Origin of the sequence: Tychonema sp. LEGE 06208 (assembly GCF_015207505.1) — a bacterium.
GTDB lineage: Bacteria > Cyanobacteriota > Cyanobacteriia > Cyanobacteriales > Microcoleaceae > Microcoleus.
The window spans coordinates 1-22,321 of record NZ_JADEWT010000106.1 but is presented as its reverse complement, the minus strand read 5'-3'; the positions used below and the strand labels follow the sequence as shown (position 1 = coordinate 22,321).

At 47.9% G+C, this 22,321-nt stretch carries 19 protein-coding genes; 11 read left to right on the top strand and 8 right to left on the bottom strand.

From position 1 onward, the window contains the following. Nucleotides 1–82: 82 nt before the first annotated feature. Nucleotides 83–994, bottom strand: coding sequence for an OmpA family protein (locus tag IQ263_RS22490; RefSeq protein ID WP_194070403.1), 912 nt, complete (start codon nucleotides 992–994; stop codon nucleotides 83–85). A 370-nt stretch (nucleotides 995–1,364) separates the two neighbouring features. Between IQ263_RS22490 and IQ263_RS22485 the strand changes: the two genes are divergently transcribed. Together IQ263_RS22485 and IQ263_RS22480 are read left to right on the top strand one after the other, a co-directional pair. After that, nucleotides 1,365–2,036 carry a hypothetical protein gene (locus tag IQ263_RS22485; protein WP_194070402.1) on the top strand — a complete coding sequence of 224 codons (672 nt, stop codon included), beginning with the start codon at nucleotides 1,365–1,367 and terminating at the stop codon, nucleotides 2,034–2,036. Nucleotides 2,037–2,041: 5 nt separating this feature from the next. Beyond that, nucleotides 2,042–4,111: an abortive infection protein gene (locus IQ263_RS22480; protein ID WP_194070401.1), complete on the top strand. Its 2,070-nt coding sequence runs from the start codon at nucleotides 2,042–2,044 to the stop codon at nucleotides 4,109–4,111. Between the two features lie 209 nt (nucleotides 4,112–4,320). Here the strand turns inward: IQ263_RS22480 and IQ263_RS22475 are convergent, their stop codons facing one another. The 5 genes from IQ263_RS22475 to IQ263_RS22455 all read right to left on the bottom strand — a co-directional run bounded on the left by IQ263_RS22475 (nucleotide 4,321) and on the right by IQ263_RS22455 (nucleotide 9,439). Beyond that, nucleotides 4,321–5,550: a DUF4335 domain-containing protein gene (locus tag IQ263_RS22475; RefSeq protein ID WP_194070400.1), complete on the bottom strand. Its 1,230-nt coding sequence runs from the start codon at nucleotides 5,548–5,550 to the stop codon at nucleotides 4,321–4,323. A 2-nt stretch (nucleotides 5,551–5,552) separates the two neighbouring features. Next, nucleotides 5,553–6,179: a DUF3038 domain-containing protein gene (locus tag IQ263_RS22470; protein WP_194070399.1), complete on the bottom strand. Its 627-nt coding sequence runs from the start codon at nucleotides 6,177–6,179 to the stop codon at nucleotides 5,553–5,555. A 109-nt stretch (nucleotides 6,180–6,288) separates the two neighbouring features. Next, nucleotides 6,289–6,453 (bottom strand): hypothetical protein, encoded by a 165-nt coding sequence (locus tag IQ263_RS22465; protein ID WP_194070398.1) that lies wholly within the window; start codon nucleotides 6,451–6,453, stop codon nucleotides 6,289–6,291. A 9-nt stretch (nucleotides 6,454–6,462) separates the two neighbouring features. Next, entirely contained in the window at nucleotides 6,463–6,966 is a 504-nt protein-coding gene (locus IQ263_RS22460) for a hypothetical protein (protein WP_194070397.1), read from the bottom strand. A gap of 268 nt (nucleotides 6,967–7,234) precedes the next feature. Then, nucleotides 7,235–9,439 (bottom strand): cation:proton antiporter, encoded by a 2,205-nt coding sequence (locus IQ263_RS22455; protein ID WP_194070396.1) that lies wholly within the window; start codon nucleotides 9,437–9,439, stop codon nucleotides 7,235–7,237. On the opposite strand from IQ263_RS22455, the gene IQ263_RS22450 reads away from it, so the two are divergent. The 7 genes from IQ263_RS22450 (at nucleotide 9,438) to IQ263_RS28835 (ending at nucleotide 16,563) form a co-directional block, all read left to right on the top strand. Continuing rightward, on the top strand, nucleotides 9,438–9,647 hold the full coding sequence (locus IQ263_RS22450) for a hypothetical protein (RefSeq protein WP_194070395.1): 210 nt from the start codon (nucleotides 9,438–9,440) through the stop codon (nucleotides 9,645–9,647). The genes IQ263_RS22455 and IQ263_RS22450 overlap by 2 nt on opposite strands. Before the next feature lie 242 nt (nucleotides 9,648–9,889). Further along, nucleotides 9,890–10,720 carry a 30S ribosomal protein S2 gene (gene rpsB / locus IQ263_RS22445; protein ID WP_194011783.1) on the top strand — a complete coding sequence of 277 codons (831 nt, stop codon included), beginning with the start codon at nucleotides 9,890–9,892 and terminating at the stop codon, nucleotides 10,718–10,720. Nucleotides 10,721–11,104: 384 nt separating this feature from the next. Continuing rightward, on the top strand, nucleotides 11,105–11,764 hold the full coding sequence (tsf, locus tag IQ263_RS22440; RefSeq protein ID WP_194070394.1) for a translation elongation factor Ts: 660 nt from the start codon (nucleotides 11,105–11,107) through the stop codon (nucleotides 11,762–11,764). A 329-nt stretch (nucleotides 11,765–12,093) separates the two neighbouring features. After that, entirely contained in the window at nucleotides 12,094–13,101 is a 1,008-nt protein-coding gene (locus IQ263_RS22435; RefSeq protein WP_194070393.1) for a hypothetical protein, read from the top strand. A 178-nt stretch (nucleotides 13,102–13,279) separates the two neighbouring features. Further along, a complete protein-coding gene (gene recG, locus IQ263_RS22430) occupies nucleotides 13,280–15,775 on the top strand; it encodes an ATP-dependent DNA helicase RecG (RefSeq protein WP_194070392.1) in 2,496 nt (831 codons plus the stop codon). A 228-nt stretch (nucleotides 15,776–16,003) separates the two neighbouring features. After that, on the top strand, nucleotides 16,004–16,279 hold the full coding sequence (locus IQ263_RS22425; protein ID WP_194070391.1) for a hypothetical protein: 276 nt from the start codon (nucleotides 16,004–16,006) through the stop codon (nucleotides 16,277–16,279). Nucleotides 16,280–16,281: 2 nt separating this feature from the next. Further along, nucleotides 16,282–16,563, top strand: a complete 282-nt coding sequence (locus IQ263_RS28835; RefSeq protein ID WP_228050275.1) for a hypothetical protein — start codon at nucleotides 16,282–16,284, stop codon at nucleotides 16,561–16,563. Nucleotides 16,564–16,846: 283 nt separating this feature from the next. On the opposite strand, the gene IQ263_RS22415 is transcribed toward IQ263_RS28835, so the two are convergent. Together IQ263_RS22415 and IQ263_RS22410 are read right to left on the bottom strand one after the other, a co-directional pair. Further along, complete coding sequence (locus IQ263_RS22415; RefSeq protein WP_194070390.1) at nucleotides 16,847–19,063, bottom strand: beta-propeller domain-containing protein; 2,217 nt, start codon at nucleotides 19,061–19,063, stop codon at nucleotides 16,847–16,849. After that, nucleotides 19,056–21,371 (bottom strand): ATP-binding protein, encoded by a 2,316-nt coding sequence (locus tag IQ263_RS22410; RefSeq protein ID WP_228050274.1) that lies wholly within the window; start codon nucleotides 21,369–21,371, stop codon nucleotides 19,056–19,058. The genes IQ263_RS22415 and IQ263_RS22410 overlap by 8 nt, the downstream gene beginning before the upstream one ends. A gap of 332 nt (nucleotides 21,372–21,703) precedes the next feature. Between IQ263_RS22410 and IQ263_RS22405 the strand changes: the two genes are divergently transcribed. Together IQ263_RS22405 and IQ263_RS22400 are read left to right on the top strand one after the other, a co-directional pair. Beyond that, entirely contained in the window at nucleotides 21,704–22,084 is a 381-nt protein-coding gene (locus IQ263_RS22405; RefSeq protein WP_194011775.1) for a photosystem I reaction center subunit IV, read from the top strand. Nucleotides 22,085–22,086: 2 nt separating this feature from the next. Then, nucleotides 22,087–22,321, top strand: a 235-nt coding sequence (locus tag IQ263_RS22400; RefSeq protein ID WP_339384721.1) for a DNA-formamidopyrimidine glycosylase family protein, incomplete at its 3' end; no start/stop codon positions are given.

Sequence of the window (22,321 nt, the reverse complement as noted above, 5' to 3'; positions counted from 1 at the left end):
TAAATGGACAACAGCTTATCTGTAAGTTGCTGACTAAGGACTAAGGACTAAGGACTAATGACTGATGACTAAGGACTAATGACTAAGGACTAATTGCCACTTCAATGCGGCGGTTGCGCTGCCGGTTGATATCAGAACTATTATCTACCAAAGGGCGACTTTCCCCGTAGCCGATCGCCACCCAATGATAATTGCGATCGATCGCGCCAGACAAATACTGCACCACAGCCTGAGCCCGCGCCAACGACACATTGCGATTTTCCACCACTTCCCCCCCGTCGTCAGTGTGGCCGGCAACCCGCACGGTTGCACCCTGGTAAGTGCCTAAATCCGCCACCAAATTGTCCAAAATCGCACTCGTGCCCGCGCGCAAAGAAATACTGCCAGTGTCAAACAAAACATCGCTGGGTAGAGTTACCATCAGCCCATCCCTTCCAAACACCGAATTATTCACAGTTTTAGGGTTCAGACTCTGGCTGCTGCTTGCGGGTAAAACAGGAGTAGGGCCCGCCGCCGATTCCGGCCCAGCCAATTCCCGCGACATCAACTGCAACCGCTTTTCCAAAGTTTCCGTGGGGCGGCTGCTACCCAACTGACTCTCCAAAGCCGCCGTGCGCCCAATCAGCGCGTTGAGCTCGCCCTGCAACTGTCTCAAATCTACCTGTAATTTCTCTCTCAAGGCAGGATTGATTTTTGACTGGGGACTGGGTGTAGCGGTTGGTGCCGGAAGCGCCGGAATTGGCCTTGCTGGTGCGCGTTGCGGGCTGGGGGTCAAATTTTGAGTTAGGCGCAGCAATCTCTCGGCGATCGGCATCTGGACGCTGTTAGAAGGGTAAATTTGGGCGATCGTCATCCCCAAAACCCAGGCAAAACCGCTACCTACCCCCAGCAGCAGCAGTCGAAAAATCAGCGACAGCAAAAACAAACCTTTTCCCCGCGACTTGGAAACGCGAGTCGGGGGGATTGAAGGTTTTTGGTTAAAAGATCGCGTCATATTGCCTCCCTCTCGGTGCAGGTACCAGGTTAATTTCGATACTATCTTACCTATCAGATTTGAGATTTTCCATTTTTAGATTTGAGATTTGACGAAAATTATACTATCCCAAAAAGAAACCCGGTTCCTCCAAACTTGGGGTTTAGCGGCGCAGCATCCTTGCGAAAAACCCGGTTTCTACTTCCCGGCACCGATGGGAAATTGTATATTTTAGATGGGAAGACAAATCTAACACCTAAAACAGAAACCCGGTTTCTCCTAATTTGGGGTTTAGCGGCGCAGCATCCTTGCGAGAAACCGGGTTTCTAGTACCCCGGCGCGTAAGCCTGAATCTGTTGGATAATGCTGTATAACTTTTGGAAAAAAACCGATGACTGACCCTTTAAATAGCGCCTATCCGATTCCTTGGGAATGGATTAACGCCACTCATGCCAAACTGAGCTCTACTGGCGGCACCAGCCTCCGCTACTATCGCAGCCCTTCCCTAGTTTCAACTAACGGCCAATACGCGGCTTACAGTCGAATTGAGTTGCAAGTACAGCCGGAATTAGCCCAGTGTAGGGTTAGCAGCGTTATGTTTGTGGAAAATCTCAAAACCGGGGAATTGCAAACAGTGGCGGCTGCTTCGCCGCTGGCGGAAAGCGGAATGTATGCTAGCGATGACACAGATATGTCCGGGACGATCGCCATTTTAGTACCTGTTGCTTGGAATCAAGAGGGTTCCCGCCTTCTGGCCCGCGAATTTGAAGCGCTGTTCAACTCTTCCGATATGTCCGACTACGCGGTCATTTGGGATAAAAATGATAATTACACTTATACTGTTGCTCCCGCTCGCAGTCTTTACACTCATGCTGTACTGTTGGGTTGGAGTCAAGTTTGCCCCGGACAAGTTCTGTTCCGCGCCGGTCATTTGGGCGATCGACATTGGCCTCTTTGTGCAGTAGATATGACCGGTCAAACAGTAGCTGTCAGCGAAGACAAACCCCTAGTTTTCGGCACTCAAGCCAGCGCCGACTGGATCGAACCTAAAACTCGTTTTTAGATACTATGGCAGCATCTTCTTCGATCTGGCCCACAATTATTTTACTTTCCGGTCAATTTTTAGACCAATTCATTTTGACTCTGGGGCTGATAGCCTTAGCTGTCGTTTTTGGTTTAACCGCTTTTATTTTTATTCGGGTTTTCCTCAATTGGTTCCAGGCGAAATTGGCAAAAAACCGCCATTTCAATCTACCGCTGTTCCCAAAAAAGGCTGAAAAATCAACCGCTAACATTGCAGATCCTGAAAAAGTTTTTTTAGAACCCGTGTTCGTAAAAAATGACAGAAATTTTGTGATTTCCGTAGCAGAAAACGATATCTTAGAAGCGATTGAACCGGAAATAATTTGCAAAAATTCAGCAGCCGTCGCCCGTCTGTACAAGCCAGTCGCTCTTTGGCAAGGGCGCTTAATTTTGCCCTCTCACGAACAGCGCCAGCCCAACGATACAGTGTTTTTTGAAGTGATAAATGCACCCAAAAAATATCAAAAATTTATTGGCAAAACAGCATTTTTGAAGTGGATCGCCAACCGCCAAGTTCAGTTTTTTGTCCACGCAGTCACTCAAGATATTAACTTCACAAAACAAACGAAAAAAAGTCAAAAATCTGGTAACATCCATCCAGATAGGTTGAACGGCTGGCGAAATGTCGGCCCTTTGGAAACTTTGGCGGGTAGCAGACTCGAAGACAGCGTGACTGTGATGCTGCGGAGGCCGGTGATTGCGATCGACCACAGCAGCGGCCAGCAGGAACTAATTATCGATCGCGAACCAGTACAAATTATCGGCCGTTTGTGCGCCTTAGTTTCAATTTTACAGCGCCAAGAACCCGACAACAACAAATTTATTGTCCGGCATTTCAACAAAACATCCCAACAATTTGACGGCGCAGCCGAAATCATTCGGATTCCGCAAGTACAGCCCGACAAAAATGGCATAGCGAGGTCTACCAATCATCTGATCGAACAATCGCCATTGAATCCCGATGGCTGGTACATTTACGGCGAAAGAGACGAAGACAGTATTTTTGTAGTCCAAGCAATTGAACCGCGCAAAATTGCTCAGTTAATACCAGATGAAACATATTTTGGACTGAACAAATCTCTCGCTTATTTAAAAGACGAAAACTGGTCAAATACAGCGGCTCAAAAAGGACAAGCAAAAAGAGTATTGTTAATGCCAAATGAGGCAGCCGAAAACACTTTAGTCTCCCCTTGGGAAGAAGGAGATATCGGCATCGTGATTCACAGCTTTGGCGGTATTGGCGGCAAAAAAGGCGAATCTGTACCGCTGGGAATTGTCACCGGACATTTTGCTTTCGGAATCGCAAAAGTAGTGCGCGATGGATTTACCAACGAACTGCGTTTTGACATAGAATACAAACAAGTATACGCCCACAATCCCGATGGAATTGTCGCCGGTTCTAGTAAGTGGCAAAGTTACATGGGAGACTTGCAGCGCGGCTGGTTGGGCGATCGCCCGGTTTGCGATATCATTTGTAAATTAGACTGCGTGTGTTACGACTACGATTTTGACGGCATCATTTTGTCGCCTTTAACCGAATTAAACCAGCAACTAGATATCATGATGGCGCGCTACCGCAGCGGAGACGGCACCGGCGCAACTTTAGTCACGCCAGCAACTTCTTGCGTCCAAGATTCCAGTCAAGCAATTTACGCTACTATTAAAAAAATTACTGGCGAAGTCGAGTCAAATCCTCAAATTCAAGACTGGCTAAAAACAAATCCTACCCACGCACAAACCGAAAGATTTCATCAGTTAGTAGTTTTGGGAGAGAGTTTAGAAAAAGTATTAATTCCCCTCGGTATTGTCCGTCTAGATTGGCGCAAAAATACGAGATTGGTAGGGATTGATTCGGAACAGAAAAAAAGCTTTTTTTCTGGCATCACGAACCTGCTAAAAGCTGTTATTAGTTACCGAACAATGCTTCCCAGACGCACTCAAGATGAAATCGCCAAAATTCTCTTAAAACAAGGATCGTTTTTGTGGATAATTCGCACCAATCAAGTCGGGGGATTCGATCGAGATATTGAGCCCGTAGCGCCTACAGGATTTTGAGTCAGCAATCGGTTTGTAGATGATTCGGCGATTGAAATCGCTACTAGAAAACCAAGTCTGCCTCCGCAGACTAAGAGATTGAGGGAGCATTTAAGCGGGATTTGGTATCAGTCAACAGTCAACAGTCAACCGTTAACAGTCAACCGTTAACAGTCAACCGTTAACAGTCAACCGTTAACAGTCAACCGTTAACAGTCAACAATCAACCATTACCAAGGAGTGACTGCAACAGTGCCGCCCGGTGCAATAACTACTCGGAAATCAGCCAGGGGTTCCGCTGGTGGCCTGCTGCCAATCGGTTTGTAAAGCAACTCCGACAACGGCGCTTCGGATCGATCGACTGCTGCGGGATTCTCCGACTTATAACCGACAATCGCCCCATCCTTAGCCACACTCACCCGATAAACCAACTCCGCATCAACCGCAGGCTTAGTTTTCAAAACTCCGTCAATTTGCTGGGAAAGTTGGCCCTTCAACAGCTCGATTTCTGCCGGATCGGTAATCGGCCCGGCTGCTGCATCAGGACTGGGCAAAGCTTCAGAAACAGGACTGGGCGTGCTTTCTGGCGAAGCCTCCGATTGCGGGGTGGTACTAGGTGAAGCCTCCGATTGCGGGGTGGTACTAGGCGAAGCCTCCGACTGCGGGGCGGTACTAGGTGAAGCCTCCGATTGCGGGGTGGTACTCGGAGTCGGCGAACTCGGTTCAGCATTCGGAGTCCTCTCCCCAGGTAGCAAACCGTCAGCAGGCCTGGGAGTGGGATTTGGCGAAGGCGATCCGCCCGGATTCGGCGTTCCCTGATTCTGTCCTGCAGGATTTGGCTGTCGCACCGGATCTCTCGGGCGCTGGAGTTGCGGCACCGGCACCAAGAAAAAGGCCATCGCCGCCAAAGCCAAACTCGATATCCCCACCACCGCAGGCAAGCTCCGCTTCGCCAAAGGTTCGGCGGACTTGATATAACGCTTGGAAATTGGGGTTAATTGCAGAGACAATTCCGGCAGCGTCTGGGTGTCGGCAAAAAATTGATCGATCGCCTCCACTAAGTCAAATAGCTGTACCGTCGTCAAATCTAATTTTGCCGACAGTTCTGTTTTTCGATCGATTTGGGTAGCGCTGCCTGCTTCGGCTGGTAGAACGGTCAAACGGTGCGAATTCTCGTCTATTCTGTGCAACTGCACCGTACTCAAATTCGGGCCGTAGCGATCGGGATAGTGCACTCCACTCATAAATTCTTGGGCGTAGGTGCTGACAGCCCTCACCAAGCTTTCAAAAAACTCCCGTCCCCCGCTGAGGGGTTCGCCGATGCCTGTCACATAACATTCAGCGCTCATTAGTATAGAAAGCACTGGCCGTGTATCTAACTGGCTAGATACCGATCCGTCGCTCAACCCTTCCAGAACCAGGGTGCAATTCGGCAGACTGTACTGACGCCTAATAGTCATTTTTATTCCACTTCTCCATCAAACAAGCTAACCCAGAAGCGCTGCATTCCGGCCGTCCCCGTACAAAATAGCAGTTTGCTCAACAAGTTTAAAGCGAGTTCGTTGAGCTTGTCGTCGGAATTGTAAGCTGCAACTAGCGATCGCTTCGGGTTCATGCGCGATCGAAAATGAGCTCGAAAGCGTTCTAAATAATCGGCAAGCTGCAAGTTCTCGCTGAGGGGGAGATTTCTCGATCGCAACTGCTGCGAATCTAGCAGCAACTGGCGAATTGTCGCGGTTAACTTGCGCGCCATATTACAGGCGATCGCCACCAGCGCTTTTGCCTCCACCACCGTCAGGGAGCGGCGCTGGGTATAGCGTCTCAGCGGGTTAGTATTCCGCATCATCCAAAAGGCAACCCGATTTTTGATAATTGACTCCAATTCCAGGTCTTTTGACACTGCCAGCATTTCTTCCGCCCCTCCGAGATACAAGGCTTCGATCGCCAGCAACATCAAATCAATTTGCAATCTAGCCCGACGGGGACATCCGCCATCGTTCGGCGACAAGTCTGGCAAACTGTCTAAAATCAACGGGTTTGACTCGGTAAGCAAAGTTTCTGACGGCATTAAGATCACGGGAACATCCATTCCAAACAAACTATACGGTTATCCGGGGTCTCGGGCATGACAAATTGTGAACCGAGGACTCCTCTGGGATACTTTATTTTTATCAATCACTTTTATGTGTCTTTTAAATCTAGCAGCAACCGACCGTCACGGGGGAGATCCGGTGGCAGGAGTTCGATCGTCCACCGCCCGTTTCCCCAGCCGATCCCTTAAAGCTTTGTGATTTCCCGCCGAAGCCGGGGAGAAACCGACCAGGACGATCGAACTTGACCATTCCCAATTCTCGATTCCCCATTGCGATCGATCAATGTTCCTGCTTCTGCGATTTCGCCACCGCTTCTCTTTGAGCCGTAAAATCAGTAGCCGTCGCCCCATCCCTCAGACTAATTTTTCCCTTAAGGGTGTCTCCCTCCAAAATTCCTCGCAGTTTAACAGAACTGTTTTGAGCGATCGCACTGGAGTCCCTGCAACCTTCTAAATTAGGAACCACACCCGACAAGCTCAATCCTTGAGTTTCCCACTTACCAACTAAAGAAGGTTTCTCCTCTGCTGTTTTTTTGCGATCGGCCTCGCTGCTACCTCGCAAATTACCGTTCAAATAAACACCAGATTGCTCGATTGTCAATACCAAAGTATCAGATTTCAGACATTCGGGCAAACTGTTAGCATCGAAGCGATAACTTCCCGCAAGTGCCGGAGGAGCCTTTAAATTTGTTTCGCCGTAAGCAGTTACTACCTTAAAAAGTACCGCAACAATGGCGATGGAAATACCATAAAATGTTAACATTTTGACATTAAAATGAGGCATAAGTTTGGTAGTTGGTTGTTGGCAGTTGGCAGTTGGCAGTTGGCAGTTGGTTGTTGGCAGTTAACAGTTAACAGTTGGCTGTTGGCTGTTAGCTGTTAGTTGTTAGTTGTTAGTTGTTATTAGGAATTGAGAATTGGGCGGAGCGAAGCGGAGGGATTGGGAATTCGTAGCAAGTAACCAATAACCAATAACTAATAACCAATTCCCCACAACTAATGACTAATGACTAATGACTAATGACTAATGACTAATGACTAATGACTAATGACTACCTTCGAGGAAGTACCGAAGCCAAGTGCGATCGCGCTTTAACGTAGCACCGCGCAATCAGCAGCGAAGAATGACACTGTACCGCCAATTCATCAGTATACTGTCCCAAGGTTTGGCGCTCAATTCCCCACTCCCGACTCGTACCTGCAATAGTCAAATCAGCATTAGCAGAAGCAGCAATCACGGCTTGAATTGGATCGGCAGCCTCTACAATCGGAGTTTCAATGCGCGATCGCACCTCAATAGGCAACTGTTCCATCACTCGCTGAAACTCGTAACTCAGCTCGTTTCCCTCGAACCCGTTTACCCCCACCCGCAGCACCGTCAAACGGCGTTCCTCGCTATTAACTAACAGTCTCAGCGCCAATTCTAAGCCCAAATCATCGTGAATATTTGCAGCGTAAGGCACTAACAAATTATTCAACCGTTCCCGGCCTCTGTCAACAAAAATTGCTACATCCACCTTAGCGCTGCTGAGAATTTGACCGACACGCCCTCCCAAACGGTTGCTGCTAAAAGTGGGCCTGTGCCATCCTACCAAAATCAAATCCGCGCGATCGAGTTCCGCAATTTGCGCCGTTTCCCGCGCCACATCCTTAGTAACCCGAATGATCGGATGCACGAATTTTCTCGCATCCGGCAATTCCAAACTATCAATTAATTCTGATAATTTTGAGCGGCGCTCTTGAATAATGCGATCGGCTTCCGCAGGCGTACTTTGAAAAGCATAATCCTCATTGAATTCGATCAAACTCAGAGGATGAACTGCCGCCGACTGCAAATCGTTACCGCCCGTACCCGCCACCGGCAGCGCCAGCCCTACCGCTAGTTGCAGCAAACCTTTCTGCGTGCTAGGATTAGCAACAGGCACTAAAATTCGATAAGTTTTCAGCAAGTTGTTAACTGTTTCTTCGCTGCTAGTAGCAATTGGTAAATCTTCTAATTCTGAATCCTCAGAGCTAACTTCTGAAATATCTAACCGAATTAACCGTTTGGGATAAGTCCACTCCAGCAGCGGCGAAGTCATGAAAGTTGTGACTAATGCCATAATAACTAACATTGTAAATAGCACAGGCGAAATCACACCCAGAGAAAGACCGATATTCAACACAATTAGTTCAGTCAAACCGCGAGTATTCATCATCCAACCAAGCGCAGAAGCTTCGCGGTTGCTAATACCGCAGACTCTAGCAGCCGTGTAAGTACCGACATATTTTCCAATAATTGCTACTCCCAAAACTGCGGCGCACAGCAGCCACAATTCGGGACTGTTGAGCAGACCGATTTGAGTACGCAAACCGCTGTAAGCAAAAAAGATTGGCAGCAGAAATATTAGGACAAAATCTTCGGTTTTCTCAGCTAATTCTCTGGTGAGTCCGGCATTTTTTGGCATTGCAGCACCAAGCAAAAATGCACCGAAGATTAAATGAATGCCGATCAATTCAGTAATTAAGGCAGAAGCTACAACTCCCATGTAAATTCCCGCCAGCACTAACTGCGTTAATCTGCCCGTGCGGTTGTAGTGCTTGGAAAGCCGCTGCAAGAACCAGCGGACTACAGTCATCATGAAACCAATGTAAATTAAAGATTCAATAATGGTCGGCAAAGCGCCCAGCATCGAATTAGTTCGAGTAACTGCGATCGCCACGGCTAACAAACACCACGCCGTCACGTCATCTACAGCAGCGCAAGTTAAAGCCAGCGTCCCCAATTTAGTATTCTGCAAGTTGTGTTCTGTAATAATTCTTGCCAGCACCGGAAAGGCAGTAATTGACATCGCAGCGCCCAAAAACAGGGCAAAGGCTGTAAATGAAACGGTATTATTTGAAACAATCGGATACAGCAGCATTGCTAGGATGCTTCCCAGGGAAAACGGCACTAAAATGCTGACGTGGGAAGTTAAGATCGCTACATCTAAATTGTTTTTGAGATACTTAGGGTTCAGTTCTAAACCAATCAAGAACATGAAAAATATCAGCCCCACCTCAGACAGCACGTTGAGGAAAGGAACGGCTTCGGCTGGAAAAAGTGCTGTTGCTAAACCTGGTGCAACTAAGCCCAACAGAGAAGGCCCGAGCATAATTCCGGCTACAATTTCTCCAATGACTTGAGGTTGTTTGATCGATCGAAATGCTAAACCGACAAGTCTCGAAAGTGCGATCACAATTAGAACTTCAAGCAAGACGAGAATGGGGATGGGCATGGCGTTTTTAGCTTTGGGATTTTTGCGGTGCCAGAGGGAACTCGTAAAGCCGGTAGAATTGCCGATCGAACAAAATGGCTCAAAGCTCGATCGAACTAAAGAAGGCGCAAGACACGCACCAACAAAGCCATTGTCTCACAACCTAACTAAGGCTTTGACAACCTTGTTATATGGATTTTTTGTTTTTGTAAGAAGCGCTGGCGAGTAACTCGCAACCGTAGGGTACGCCCCACGCACCAAGCCAGCCCGCATCTGGCTCCCTCGGGCGCGCACCCTACGGATAACCCAACCAAATGGCGATCGGATTGTCAGCAAAACTGGTGTGTCCTGTGATAAACTAGACAAGTTGTTTAAGTTCGCACATCCGGGTTTTCGGGTGTTTCCAAGGTGCAAATCTTGAGAAATACTACCGGGTGGAGGATTAACCCGAATACAGGAGTTTAAAATACAATGCCAGTAGTCAGTTTGGCTCAAATGCTAGAGTCAGGAGTTCACTTCGGACACCAAACCCGCCGGTGGAACCCGAAAATGTCTCCCTACATTTTTACAGAGCGCAACGGGGTTCACATCATCGACCTCGTGCAAACCGCTCAGCTCATGGAAGATGCCTACGAGTACATGAGAGTGGCCTCAGAAAAAGGCAAAAAGTTTTTGTTCGTGGGTACAAAGCGCCAAGCTGCCGGGATTGTAGCGCAAGAAGCTCAACGCTGCGGCGCTTACTACGTCAACCAGCGCTGGCTGGGGGGAATGCTCACCAACTGGACGACGATTAAGTCCCGCGTGGAGCGCCTCAAGGATTTGGAGCGCCGCGAGGAAATCGGTGCCCTAGATTTGTTGCCGAAAAAAGAAGCTTCGGTGCTGCGCCGAGAACTGGCAAAACTCCAGAAGTATCTGGGCGGAATCAAAACTATGCGTAAGATTCCCGACGGAGTGGTGCTGGTAGACCAACGCCGCGAATATAATGCTGTGTTGGAATGCCAAAAGTTGGGAATTCCCATCGTCTCTCTGTTGGACACCAATTGCGACCCGGATTTGGTTGACATTGCGATTCCAGCAAATGACGATGCTATTCGATCGATCAAGCTGATTGTCGGTAAGTTGGCTGATGCCATTTACGAAGGTCGTCACGGTCAGCCCGGTGGCGACGGTGACTACGACGACGACTACGAAGGTGGCTACGAAGGCGCTGAATATGATGGCGAAATCGAAGAATTGGATGACCCCAATTATGTAGACCCCGACGAAGCCGCTGAGGCCGAGGGCGAAGAGACCGAAAGCTAATATTGCGATCGGAATTTGACACCAGGCAATTAAAAATTAAAGATTGAAAATTAAAAATAATAATTATTTTTAGTTTGATATTTTTGATTTTTAATTGTACATGGCACGAGTCTAAGTCATTAGTAGAGTTCTGGCAAAAGCATTCATTGTGTTAGTGTTAGCACCAAAATTAATTGGGGTGCTACACGTACAAAGTCCGCCCTAATGCCGACTAGGTATTTCTTCACTCCTGTCCAATCATTAACATTAAGATTAGTAACTAATGACTAATGACTAATGACTAATGACAACTAAGAGGGCGGACACGCACCATCCACCGCCCCTACTGACTAATGACTAATGACTAATGACTAATAACTAATTTTGATTGGGAACTTAAGGAAGATGGCGGATATATCTGCAAAACTTGTTAAAGAATTGCGCGACAAGACTGGCGCTGGCATGATGGACTGCAAAAAAGCCCTCATTGCAAACGAAGGCGATATCGAAACATCAATTGAGTGGTTGCGGAAAAAAGGTCTGGCTGGGGCTGACAAAAAAGCCGGACGGGTTGCCTCAGAAGGACTCGTAGGCAGCTACATTCACACGGGCGGCCGCGTGGGAGTGCTGGTGGAAGTTAACTGCGAAACTGATTTTGTGGCACGCCGCGAAGAATTCCAAAGTTTAGTACGCAATATTGCGATGCAAATTGCAGCTTGCCCGAATGTGGAATACGTGAACCTTGAAGATATTCCTGCCGAAATTGTCGAAAGAGAAAAGGCAATAGAAATGGGCAAGGATGACTTGGGCAACAAGCCGGACAATATCAAAGAAAAGATTGTTCAAGGGCGGATTGACAAGCGCATGAAAGAGTTATGTTTGATGGATCAGCCTTTTATTCGAGATCAAAATATCTCGGTGGAAGAGTTGGTGAAACAAACCATCTCCCAAATCGGAGAAAATGTCCAAGTGCGCCGCTTCGTGCGCTTTGTGTTAGGCGAAGGCATTGAGAAGGTAGAAGCTAACTTTGCCGATGAAGTAGCAGCCCAAATGGGTGCTCAGTAATTCACAATTAAGATTGGGAATTGAAATTAAAAATGTGAAAATTAGCTTTTCACATTTTTAATTTTTAATGACAAAATGGGTTTAAAGTAGTTGTAGGGTGCGTCGTCCTCAAAAAATACAAAACAAATATCGACAATCTTACAGTGACGCACGTAAGATAATTTATCGAAAATTGTACTAGAAAACAATTGTTGGCTTTGTTTCCACGGATCGGAAGTGTCAGGTAGTCGCCTTCATATTGTCGATTGAATTTAGAGATTGTTTACGGCGACACACCCTAGGAATTTTTAGTTTTATACGACGTCCTATTTTAATTTTATACGGGAGATATGGTGGGAGCAAGAGAACGCATAGAGCAAGATTTGGCAGGACTAGAAGAGAGTTTAGCAGCCTTGAATGTGGAGTTTCGCAGTACATACGACAGTTATTTAACTTCCTTGGGACAAGCGGTGCGGCAGCAGTTAATTTTGGCTTGCTATCACCTTTGCACTCAATCCGCGCCGGAGTCGTTTCTCAAGTTGTCCTTCGATGGGCGGCAAAAAATGCAGCAGTCTGTAAGGCTTTTGGCTGCTGCGTCGGAGGAAAAATTGCGATCGCTAGTGACTGAAGCAGAGGCAGAGGAAGAGGAAGAGGAAGAGGACTTCGACAAAAACGAAGAAGAGGAAGAGGAAGAGGAAGAAGAGGAGGAAGAGGAAGAAGAAGAGGAAGAGGAAGAAGAGGAGGAAGAGGAAGAGGAAGAAGAGGAGGAAGAGGAAGAAGAAGAGGAAGAGGAAGAGGAAGAGGAAGAGGAAGAGGAAGAGGAAGAGGAAAAGAAACAACTTTCAGCCATTAACTATCTATTTTCAGTGGCAAATTATCATGTGCCAAATGCTAATTCTCCCGAAAGTTTGGCGCGCTGGCAAAATAGTATTGAAAAGTCGATCGTCCTGATTCTCAAACTGCTTTCTCGTGACACCAACCGCTTGCTGCAACAGTCGGGAATCTTGCCCAATCAATTGCCAGAACCTATTCTAGAAGCTGCTTATGCTGCTGAAGCTTCGGGCGACAGCGTTGCTGGGCCGCCTAACTTATTAAACTTAATCGTTCAAGCCGATAGCTCTTCGGCACCGCCAAACTTAGCACAAGCACAGGTTACTATGGCCGTGCACATTACAGCAATTAAACTGCGGTTGTCAGAAATAGAGTTTGCCGATGCGGGAACTTCGGCTTGGCGCCAGCAAGTTCGCAACCTCTCTGTGAAGTTAAACTCCCTAGGCCGGGATTACCAGAAAAAGCAGCGGGAACTTGCTGTGGTGGAGGCTGAGTCGGCTTGGCGATCGAGTTGGTTTGAAGATTAGTCAGTTGGTTGTTGGCAGTTGGCCGTTGACAGTTGGCAGTTGGTTGTTGGCAGTTGGTTGTTGTCTGGGATTCTTGAGCTATGATTAATGACTAATGACTAATGACTAACAACTAATGACTAACAACTAATGACTAATGACTAATGACTAACAACTAATGACTAATAACTAATGACTGATGACTAACAACCAACCAGAATGGCAGCGATTGCAAAAAGCTCTTTCAGTAGAAGCCGATCGCGGATTTAACGACATCCAGGGCAGTCAATACCGCTTCAGCGAGTTTCTCGGCTTGAGTTTGAGACAGTTGGCCGGTGCTGTGGCGGCTTCTGCAGCGTGCGATCGCGCCCGAGCTAGACAATTAGCTGCTGAATTTGACATCTACCCTCAGAAGGATCTTGAAGCGCGCCAGCATTCGATCGCCATTACGGTGAGTTTCCTCAGACAAATGGAACAAGTTTGGGAAACAGCAGCCCGCAGCCCGATCGAACAAAGCGATTCTGAACAAAGCGCCCCGGCAGTTTCCGTTCCCCGAACTGCACCGCTGAGTGCGGCACCGCCACCGCCCAGCTTGACTCTAGACCAACCCTTAACCCGCGTCACCGGCATCGGCCCCGCCAACGGCAACCGCTTGCTAAAACTCGGTTTAAACACTGTATACGACTTGCTTTACTACTATCCCCGCAATCACATCGACTATGCAAAGCAAGTACAAATTCGCGAGTTGGTAGCAGGGGAAACTGTCACTTTAATCGCCGAAGTAAAGCGGTGCAATTGCTTTTCTAGCCCGAAGAATAAGAAATTAACGATATTAGAAGTAATCTTAAAAGACCGCACGGGAGAAATAAAAATTAGCCGCTTTTTTGCAGGGCCTCGCTACAGCAATCGCGGGTGGCAAGAATTTAAAAAGCGCGAGTATTGTACAGGTGCGGTGCTGGCAGCTTCGGGGTTGGTGAAACAAGGTAAATATGGCATTACTCTAGAAAATCCCGAGTTAGAAGTATTAGACGATTCCGAAGGTGCGATCGAATCTATGAAAGTCGGCCGTCTGATCCCAGTGTATCCTCTGACGGAAGGGGTTGATGCTGGTTCGGTGAGGCGATCGATTTTGGCTGCGATGCCGGCGGCGAAACTGTTGCCGGAATCGCTACCGGATGATTTGCGCGATCGTTACGGCTTAATGGGTTTAGCCGATGCGGTGGCAAATATTCACTTTCCGCTCGATCGCGATTGCTTGTCCGCCGCCCGCCGCCGCTTAGTTTTTGATGAATTTTTCTACCTGCAATTAGGACTTTTGAAGCGCCGCCAAACCCAAAGAAAAGCTCAAGCTAGCGCAGTCATCCTTCCTAGCGGGAAATTGATCGAACATTTCTATGAAATCTTGCCTTTTGCGTTGACAAATGCTCAGGAAAGAGTAATTAACGACATCTTAAATGATTTAGCTTCGTCGCAACCGATGAACCGATTAGTACAAGGCGATGTCGGCGCTGGCAAAACTGTAGTCGCCGTAGTCGCAATGCTGGCAGCAATTCAATCGGGCTATCAAGCGGCTTTAATGGCACCGACAGAAGTTTTAGCAGAACAGCATTACCGCAAATTGGTAGGTTGGTTTAATTTGATGCACTTGTCTGTGGAACTGTTAACTGGTTCGACAAAGGTAGCCAAGCGCCGGGAAATTCACAGCCAGTTAGAAACCGGAGAATTGCCTGTTTTAGTGGGAACTCACGCACTGATTCAAGATACGGTGAATTTCCACAAATTGGGTTTGGCGGTAATTGACGAACAGCACAGATTTGGGGTGCAGCAGCGCGCTAAATTGCAGCAGAAAGGCGAATCTCCGCACGTTTTGACGATGACGGCAACTCCCATTCCCCGGACTCTGGCGCTGACGCTGCACGGCGATTTAGACGTGAGTCAAATTGATGAACTTCCCCCCGGTAGGCAGGCGATTCAAACGACGGTTCTGTCGGCAAAAGAACGCCTCCAAGCTTACGATTTGATTCGGCGGGAAGTGGCGAGCGGCCGTCAAGTTTATGTGGTGCTGCCGCTGGTGGAGGAGTCGGAAAAGTTGGATGTGCGATCGGCAATTGAAGAAAAAGAAAAACTTCAAAGCAGTGTATTTCCTGAGTTTAAGGTGGGTTTGCTCCACGGCAGGATGAGCAGTGCGGACAAAGATGAGGCAATTACGAAGTTTCGGGACAAAGAAACTGATATTTTAGTATCTACAACTGTGGTGGAAGTGGGAGTAGATGTGCCGAATGCTACGGTAATGCTGATTGAAAATTCGGAGCGTTTTGGACTGTCGCAATTGCACCAGTTGCGGGGTCGTGTGGGCCGGGGCAGCAACCGTTCTTATTGTTTGTTAATGCCGGGTTCTAAGACGGCGGAAGCTATGCAGAGAATGAAGGTTTTGGAACAATCTCAGGATGGTTTTTTTATTGCGGAAATGGATATGAGATTGCGGGGGCCGGGTCAGGTTTTGGGAACTCGGCAGTCGGGTTTGCCGGATTTTGCTTTGGCGAGTTTGGTGGAGGATCAGGAGGTTTTGGAGTTGGCGAGGGCGGCTGCTCAAATGGTAATTGAGAATGATGAAACTTTGAATCAGTGGCCTGTGGTGCGGGATGAGTTGGAGAGGAGATATCAGCGGATGATGAGTGGGTCGATTTTGACTTAAGAAACCCAAAAAACCCGGTTGAAACCGCCGGGATTCCAACCGCCGGGATTTCAGGTACATCACAAATTCGATCGCACATTTGTCTCAAATGCGATCGCCCATAAAACCAAAAACCCGGCGGTTGAAACCCAAAAATCCCGGCTAACAGCGTATTTGATTTTGACAACATTTAATATTTATGCTACAATTGCGCGAGACATATCACAATTAAAGCTCAACTATAAATGTATGGAAGCTGTAATTGAAAGCATTGTAAGTAAGCTGCGTTATTTAGCTAAACCGCAGCTAGAAGTTGTGCTTAATTTTGTTGATTTCCTAAATTGGCAGTCAGGGTCTGGCTTGTCATCAAAGGCCAGCGATTCTGACGCAGAAATGGGCGATCGCGAGTTTGAAATACTTTTAGATGAATTTGCTGATGTTTTTATTAAAAACAAGGGAGTAAATGTCCCTAGGCTATCGGATTTTGCGGTGAGTCGTGCTGGTATCTATGAGGATCGTCCATAGCAATGTTATGTCTTGTGGATACGAATATTTTACTGCGGTTTGCCGATCGCTCTCATCCTTTATACCCTGTAATCCGAACTGCCGTAAAAAAATTGCGACAAGATGGATATAAACTTCAAGTAGCATCACAAAACTGCGTTGAGTTTTGGAATGTTGTGACTCGCCCGATCGAGAAAAATGGCTTTGGGTTGACTCCTGAGAAGTGCCGATCGCCAGTTACGCCGGATCGAGCGTCTTTTTCCGCTGTTTCCCGACACGCATTTAACATACTCCGAGTGGCGTAGGTTAGTTGTTACTTACAGAGTTTCGGGAGTTCAGGTACATGATGCTCGTCTTGTGGCTATTATGAAAGCAAACGGTGCAGCACATATTTTGACGCTAAATATTAAGGATTTTACTCGCTACGCCAGTGAAGGAATTGTGCCGATCGATCCGAACACTATCTCTGAATCATAAAACCCGATCGCCCATCCACAAAAAATGCGATCGCGGGGTCTCAGAAACCGGGTTTTTTCCGAAATACTTCCCTACAACCCACAGATTCGGGCAAAAACCCGGTTTCTTGGATTATCGATCGCCCCTAACTCCCTCCAAACGCAGGAAATGCACCCGGCCCGATCGATCGCCCGCTACAACTGTCACTCCATCATGGGCGATCGCACAGCCATTAAACTCACCCTCTCCGCTGAAACTAGCAACCTCTTTACGTGTGAGTAAATCCCAGATTTTCAGGGTTTTATCCGAAGATGCGGAAATCGCTGTTTTTCCGTCGCGTGCTATCGCGACTGCCCTTACCTCGCTAGTATGACCGGTGAGGGTTCTCAGTTCCGTGCCACTTTCTGTGTCCCAGATTTTCAGGGTGTGATCCCCTGAAGCGGAAATCGCCGTGAGGCCGTCTGGTGCGATCGCCACTGCTGTTACATCGCGAGTATGACCCGTGAGAGTTTTCAGTTCCCGGCCTGTCTCGGTGTCCCAGATTTTCAGCGTATTATCGTATGAAGCGGAAATCGCGGTTTTACGGTCTGGTGCGATCGCGACTGCATTTACCCTGGAACTATGACCCCTGAGAGTTTTTAGTTCCCGGCCTGTCTCGGTGTCCCAGATTTTCAGGGTACCATCCCATGAAGCGGAAATCGCTGTTTTACCGTCGGGTGCGATCGCCACTGCATTTACCCAGTAACGATGACCGGTGAGAGTTTTCAGTTCCCGCCCTGTCTCGGTGTCCCAGATTTTCAGGGTTTCATCCTCTGAAGCGGAAATCGCCGTGAGGCCGTCTGGTGCGATCGCCACTGCTTTTACCCATTTACTATGACCGGTGAGAGTTTTCAGTTCCCGCCCTGTCTCGGTGTCCCAGATTTTCAGGGTTTCATCCTCTGAAGCGGAAATTGCTGTTTTTCCGTCTGGTGCGATCGCCACTGCATTTACCCATTTACTATGACCCGTGAGAGTTTTCAGTTCCCGCCCTGTCTCAGTGTCCCAAATTTTCAGGGTTTCATCCCCGGAAGCGGAAATCGCTGTTTTGCCGTCTGGTGCGATCGCCACTGCATTAACCCTAGAACTATGACCCGTGAGAGTTTTCAGTTCCCGACCTGTCTCAGTGTCCCAAATTTTCAGGGTTTCATCCCCGGAAGTGGAAATCGCTGTTTTTCCGTCGGGTGCGATCGCCACTGCATTTACCTCAGAACGATGACGATGACCGGTGAGAGTTTTCAGTTCCCGGCCTGTCTCGGTGTCCCAGATTTTCAGGGTTTCATCCTCTGAAGCGGAAATCGCTGTTTTGCCGTCTGGTGCGATCGCCACTGCTGTTACCGAGTAACTATGACCGGTGAGAGTTTTCAGTTCCCGACCTGTCTCGGTGTCCCAGATTTTCAGCGTATTATCCCCGGAAGCGGAAATTGCTGTTTTTCCGTCTAGTGCGATCGCCACTGCATTAACCCTAGAAATATGACCTGTGAGAGTTTTCAGTTCCCAGCCTGTCTCAGTGTCCCAGATTTTCAGGGTATTATCCTCTGAAGCGGAAATCGCTGTTTTGCCGTCTGGTGCGATCGCCACTGCTTTTACCCAGTAACTATGACCGGTGAGAGTTTTCAGTTCCCAGCCTGTCTCGATGTCCCAGATTTTCAGCGTATTATCGTATGAAGCGGAAATCGCTATTTTACCCTCTGGTGCGATCGCCACTGCATTTACCCATTTACTATGACCCGTGAGAGTTTTCAGTTCCCGGCCTGTCTCGGTGTCCCAGATTTTCAGCGTATTATCCCCGGAAGCCGAAATCGCTGTTTTACCGTCGGGTGCGATCGCCACTGCATTTACCGCGCCACTATGACCGACAAGCGTCCGCAGCGCACCTTCATTTGCCCGCTCTAAATTAGCCCTCAAAGGCCGCAGCCAAGGACAATCTTTCCACTCCTTTGCTTGTGCCAGCATCCCCTGAATCTGCGGCATTTCAAAATCCAGCAATCTCCCCCATAAATGCTCTACAAGCTGCGTTTTATCCCTATCCAAAACGTGCGCCGACTTGCGAATCGCCCCTTGAATCAACCGCAAATTTTCCGTTTGCCCCTCCGACAACAAAATATCAGAAATTCTCGCCAAATCGTAATCCTCAATTAACGCTTGAACCCCCAACGCATCCAACTTCGCCTCAATAAAATCAAAATCCGTTAACAACTGATGCAGCCGTTCCCCTTGAACACTCTGGGCCAAATGCCCCGGCAGAGTTTCCAAAGCATAAAGCCGCTTTTTCGGCGACAGTTTCCCCAACCGTTCTTTAAACTTACTCATCGCCGTACAAATCCTCCCACAAATTATCAGAAATCGCCGTTTCAATATCCCGCAGCGAAACCCCAGCTTTCTGCACAACATCTATACGATGCAGAAATCTTTGGAAACTCGCGTGATAGATACTGTAATCGGGAGGACTATCACCGCTACGCCGCAGAAACTGTTCCCAATCATCCAGAACTTCCTGCACATCCAAAGCATCTTCCTCAGCAAAATCCGCCAAAATATCGCAGGAAACCGGCTTGCGAGTTTTCGTCAACAAATAAATCACCTTCAACTTCCGGCGGCGCAATTCTTTATCCCTAACTGCCATTTCCATCCGCGCCCAATGCTTCTCATAATATCCCTCCAACTCCCTCGGCAAATCTTGCAAATTCACATCGCTGTACTTGCCGCTATCGATATCATTCAGCACATAGCGCAGGTACATAAAATTATTCTGGCTTTTTTGGGCCACCGCCGCCACAAACTGTTCCCGCTGCAAATTTTGACGGTTAATCCAACTCTGAATTGACGCGCTGTTCCCCGTGCGTTTGTCAATATAAACCTTGACATCCGCCAAACTTTCTGCACTGTACTGCATCAGATCGAAAACCTGATGATTTGGCAAAGGCAGAGTTTTCGGCTGCTTCGAGACAATAAAATAAACATTATCCGGCAAAGCATCTGGCAAATACAAAACATTGCTGCCGCGCCCCTGCAAACTGAGATCGACTTCATCCAGGGCATCCACCACCACAATCAACTTTTTGCCGCCCAATTTAGCGCTGACTTCCCCCAACAATCGACTCAGAAAGTTGCCATCTCTGGTCGCATTTTCCGGCAGTTGCGGATAATTTAGTTGAAAGCCTCGAATTAACTGAGTGCAGGCATTTTCCAGAAATTGTTCTGCCCGGACAATGCCTTGAGATTGCGAGTTAAAATGGGCAACGCAGCGCCGCTTCAGCAGCAGCACTAACTTGGCCATAATTGAACTTTTCCCCACACCCGGATCGGCTTCTAAAACAAAATAGCCTTTGCGATTGTTCTGCAAAAATTCGGCAATTGCTGCAAACACAAATTGGCGGCCGGTAAAGTCTTGAGTCCGGTCTGCAATAATCGTTTCGCACTCGTAGGGAAGTGGCAATCGGGGCGCGGCAGTATCGACAAATCGTTCCAGCAAATTCTGAATCTGCGCCAAATCATCGCGGATGCCAATTTCTATTGATTCCAATTTCACCATCACTTGACAAATCTGCTGCTGCGTCGCCACCGCTTCCAACTTTTGCAGAATTTCCCCATTTTGCAGCCCCAAATCTCTCAGTTCAGCTAAAGCAATTTGGTGGAGATTCAACAGCATCGCCGCAAACTTTTCGCCTCCCTTCGCCGCATCCAGTTTCAGCACTTCGCGGTACGCTTTCGGGAAAGTTGTATACAGCTTTTCCGCCATAAATTCCACAATTGCCGCATCGAAGGATTTCCCCTGGCTGCGGGCGAATTCCTGCAGGAAACTTGCCCAATCTTCCGGTGTCAATCCCGTAACGCGATCGAACTCCTCGACATCCGCAGAAAAAATCTTGGTTAGCTGTTCTTCGGAAATCTGCAAACCCCTTGACAAATCGGCTGCTTGTGTGTTAATGTTCAGCCAATATTCGGGAGTCTTTTCGGCTAATTCGTTTAAAGCCTGTTTTGGATAAGGCAAATTTTTGGTTTCGGCGATCGCAATTAATTGATCCGACTTCGCAACCTCTCTCAAAATATAGCCGATCGCCTCACCCGCCGCCTTAATCAAATCATGATTGTCGAGAATATTCGGATTTTTTGCCAGTTTTTCCGTCATCCGATTTCCCAAGTCATTCGCCGCGATATTCCCCGCGATACCACCGGCGATCGCTGCTAAGATAGAAACTCCCCCAAGTGCGATCGGGCCGCCCATCATCCCCGCTGCTGCTTGAGTTGCCGGATTGGCGATCGCATTTGAAATAAGCTGCCCCACAGCCATCACCGCACTGCATCCAAGAACCCGAACTTTAGTATTAGCTAAATCTACTAACGGCATTTTAAATAATTCCCATACTTTGCAGTAGTTTAGCGCGGCGAGATAATTAAATACAAGGTTAATTAATCTCACATTTTGCACCATTCTTAATAACAAGCAAAATGCCTGTTCCACAAAAAACTCTTCTTGTGGGGTTGGTGTCTCGCCCGCCCAAAAAACACAGCCGCCCAAAAAATACAGCAGTCTCCTCCGCCCAAAAAACACAGCCGCCCAAAAAACACAGCAGTCTCCCCCGCCCAAAAAAAACACAATGGCAGATTCTTCAGTCATCTTTAGACAACTTGAGCCGTGAAACAGAGGTTTTCAAGCCCTGGCGGCCCCAACAACTAGCGCCAGATATTTGTGTACCCGTCCCGTTAACCGATTTGTAAACTTTTTTATAGATCCGATCGCCCTGCTTTTTTTTGACGGATAATATCTGTTTATTAATTTTTTAACTCTAGCGATCGCCCACAAAAAAATTTACTTTTCTTTACAAAGTAGCAACGAAAAAACAGAGCCCCAGGCAAGAATTTCGTTACAGACTTTAAATGCGGCGCGCGATCGACTAGAGTAAAAAAAATGGCTTTATCCGTTTATTCATCGCAAAGGAAACAAAGCTCATGGTTCAACGCGGTTCGACAGTCCGGATTCTTCGCAAAGAATCCTTCTGGTATCAAGAAGTGGGCACCGTTGCTACGGTAGACCAAAGCGGCATTAAATACCCTGTTATCGTTCGCTTTAACACCGTAAATTATGCAGGCGTCAACACCAACAACTTCGCCCAAAGCGAAGTAGTGGAAGTGGCCGCACCCAAAGCAAAAGCCAAAACAGCCACTCCAGCAGCTTCCGGCGGCAAGCAAACCACCGTAGATCCGAAAACCCGCAAAACAGGCAGCGGAGCAACCCCCCAGCAGCCGAAAACTTCGACCGGCAGCAAGCCTGGTGCAGAAGTTCCCGGCAGCGTCGAAGGTTCGCCAAATCAAGGAACAGAACAACGCTAATTGTGCCAGAACTGCCAGAAGTTGAAACTATTTGCCGGGGTTTGAACCAACTTACCCTCGATCGAGAAATTTTGGGCGGGGACGTGCTGTTAAATAGCTCGATCGCCCGCTCAATCTCTGCGACCGATTTTTTGACAAAACTCAAAGGAAAGTCGATCGCATCTTGGTATCGGCGCGGCAAATACCTCCTGGCAGAACTATCTCAATTGAGAGGGGGAGAGGGGGAGAGGGGGAGAG

Bases quoted from the DNA above. Each gene is read 5' to 3' on its own strand.
- IQ263_RS28835 (WP_228050275.1), top strand. From the start codon at position 16,282: ATGTTATGTCTTGTGGATACGAATATTTTACTGCGGTTTGCCGATCGC.
- IQ263_RS22470 (WP_194070399.1), bottom strand. From the start codon at position 6,179: ATGGATGTTCCCGTGATCTTAATGCCGTCAGAAACTTTGCTTACCGAG.
- IQ263_RS22480 (WP_194070401.1), top strand. From the start codon at position 2,042: ATGGCAGCATCTTCTTCGATCTGGCCCACAATTATTTTACTTTCCGGT.
- rpsB (WP_194011783.1), top strand. From the start codon at position 9,890: ATGCCAGTAGTCAGTTTGGCTCAAATGCTAGAGTCAGGAGTTCACTTC.
- IQ263_RS22455 (WP_194070396.1), bottom strand. From the start codon at position 9,439: ATGCCCATCCCCATTCTCGTCTTGCTTGAAGTTCTAATTGTGATCGCA.
- IQ263_RS22460 (WP_194070397.1), bottom strand. From the start codon at position 6,966: ATGCCTCATTTTAATGTCAAAATGTTAACATTTTATGGTATTTCCATC.
- IQ263_RS22450 (WP_194070395.1), top strand. From the start codon at position 9,438: ATGGCGTTTTTAGCTTTGGGATTTTTGCGGTGCCAGAGGGAACTCGTA.
- IQ263_RS22415 (WP_194070390.1), bottom strand. From the start codon at position 19,063: ATGAGTAAGTTTAAAGAACGGTTGGGGAAACTGTCGCCGAAAAAGCGG.
- IQ263_RS22475 (WP_194070400.1), bottom strand. From the start codon at position 5,550: ATGACTATTAGGCGTCAGTACAGTCTGCCGAATTGCACCCTGGTTCTG.
- IQ263_RS22485 (WP_194070402.1), top strand. From the start codon at position 1,365: ATGACTGACCCTTTAAATAGCGCCTATCCGATTCCTTGGGAATGGATT.
- IQ263_RS22425 (WP_194070391.1), top strand. From the start codon at position 16,004: ATGGAAGCTGTAATTGAAAGCATTGTAAGTAAGCTGCGTTATTTAGCT.
- IQ263_RS22410 (WP_228050274.1), bottom strand. From the start codon at position 21,371: ATGACTGAAGAATCTGCCATTGTGTTTTTTTTGGGCGGGGGAGACTGC.
- IQ263_RS22435 (WP_194070393.1), top strand. From the start codon at position 12,094: ATGGTGGGAGCAAGAGAACGCATAGAGCAAGATTTGGCAGGACTAGAA.
- tsf (WP_194070394.1), top strand. From the start codon at position 11,105: ATGGCGGATATATCTGCAAAACTTGTTAAAGAATTGCGCGACAAGACT.
- recG (WP_194070392.1), top strand. From the start codon at position 13,280: ATGACTAACAACCAACCAGAATGGCAGCGATTGCAAAAAGCTCTTTCA.
- IQ263_RS22490 (WP_194070403.1), bottom strand. From the start codon at position 994: ATGACGCGATCTTTTAACCAAAAACCTTCAATCCCCCCGACTCGCGTT.
- IQ263_RS22405 (WP_194011775.1), top strand. From the start codon at position 21,704: ATGGTTCAACGCGGTTCGACAGTCCGGATTCTTCGCAAAGAATCCTTC.
- IQ263_RS22465 (WP_194070398.1), bottom strand. From the start codon at position 6,453: ATGGGGAATCGAGAATTGGGAATGGTCAAGTTCGATCGTCCTGGTCGG.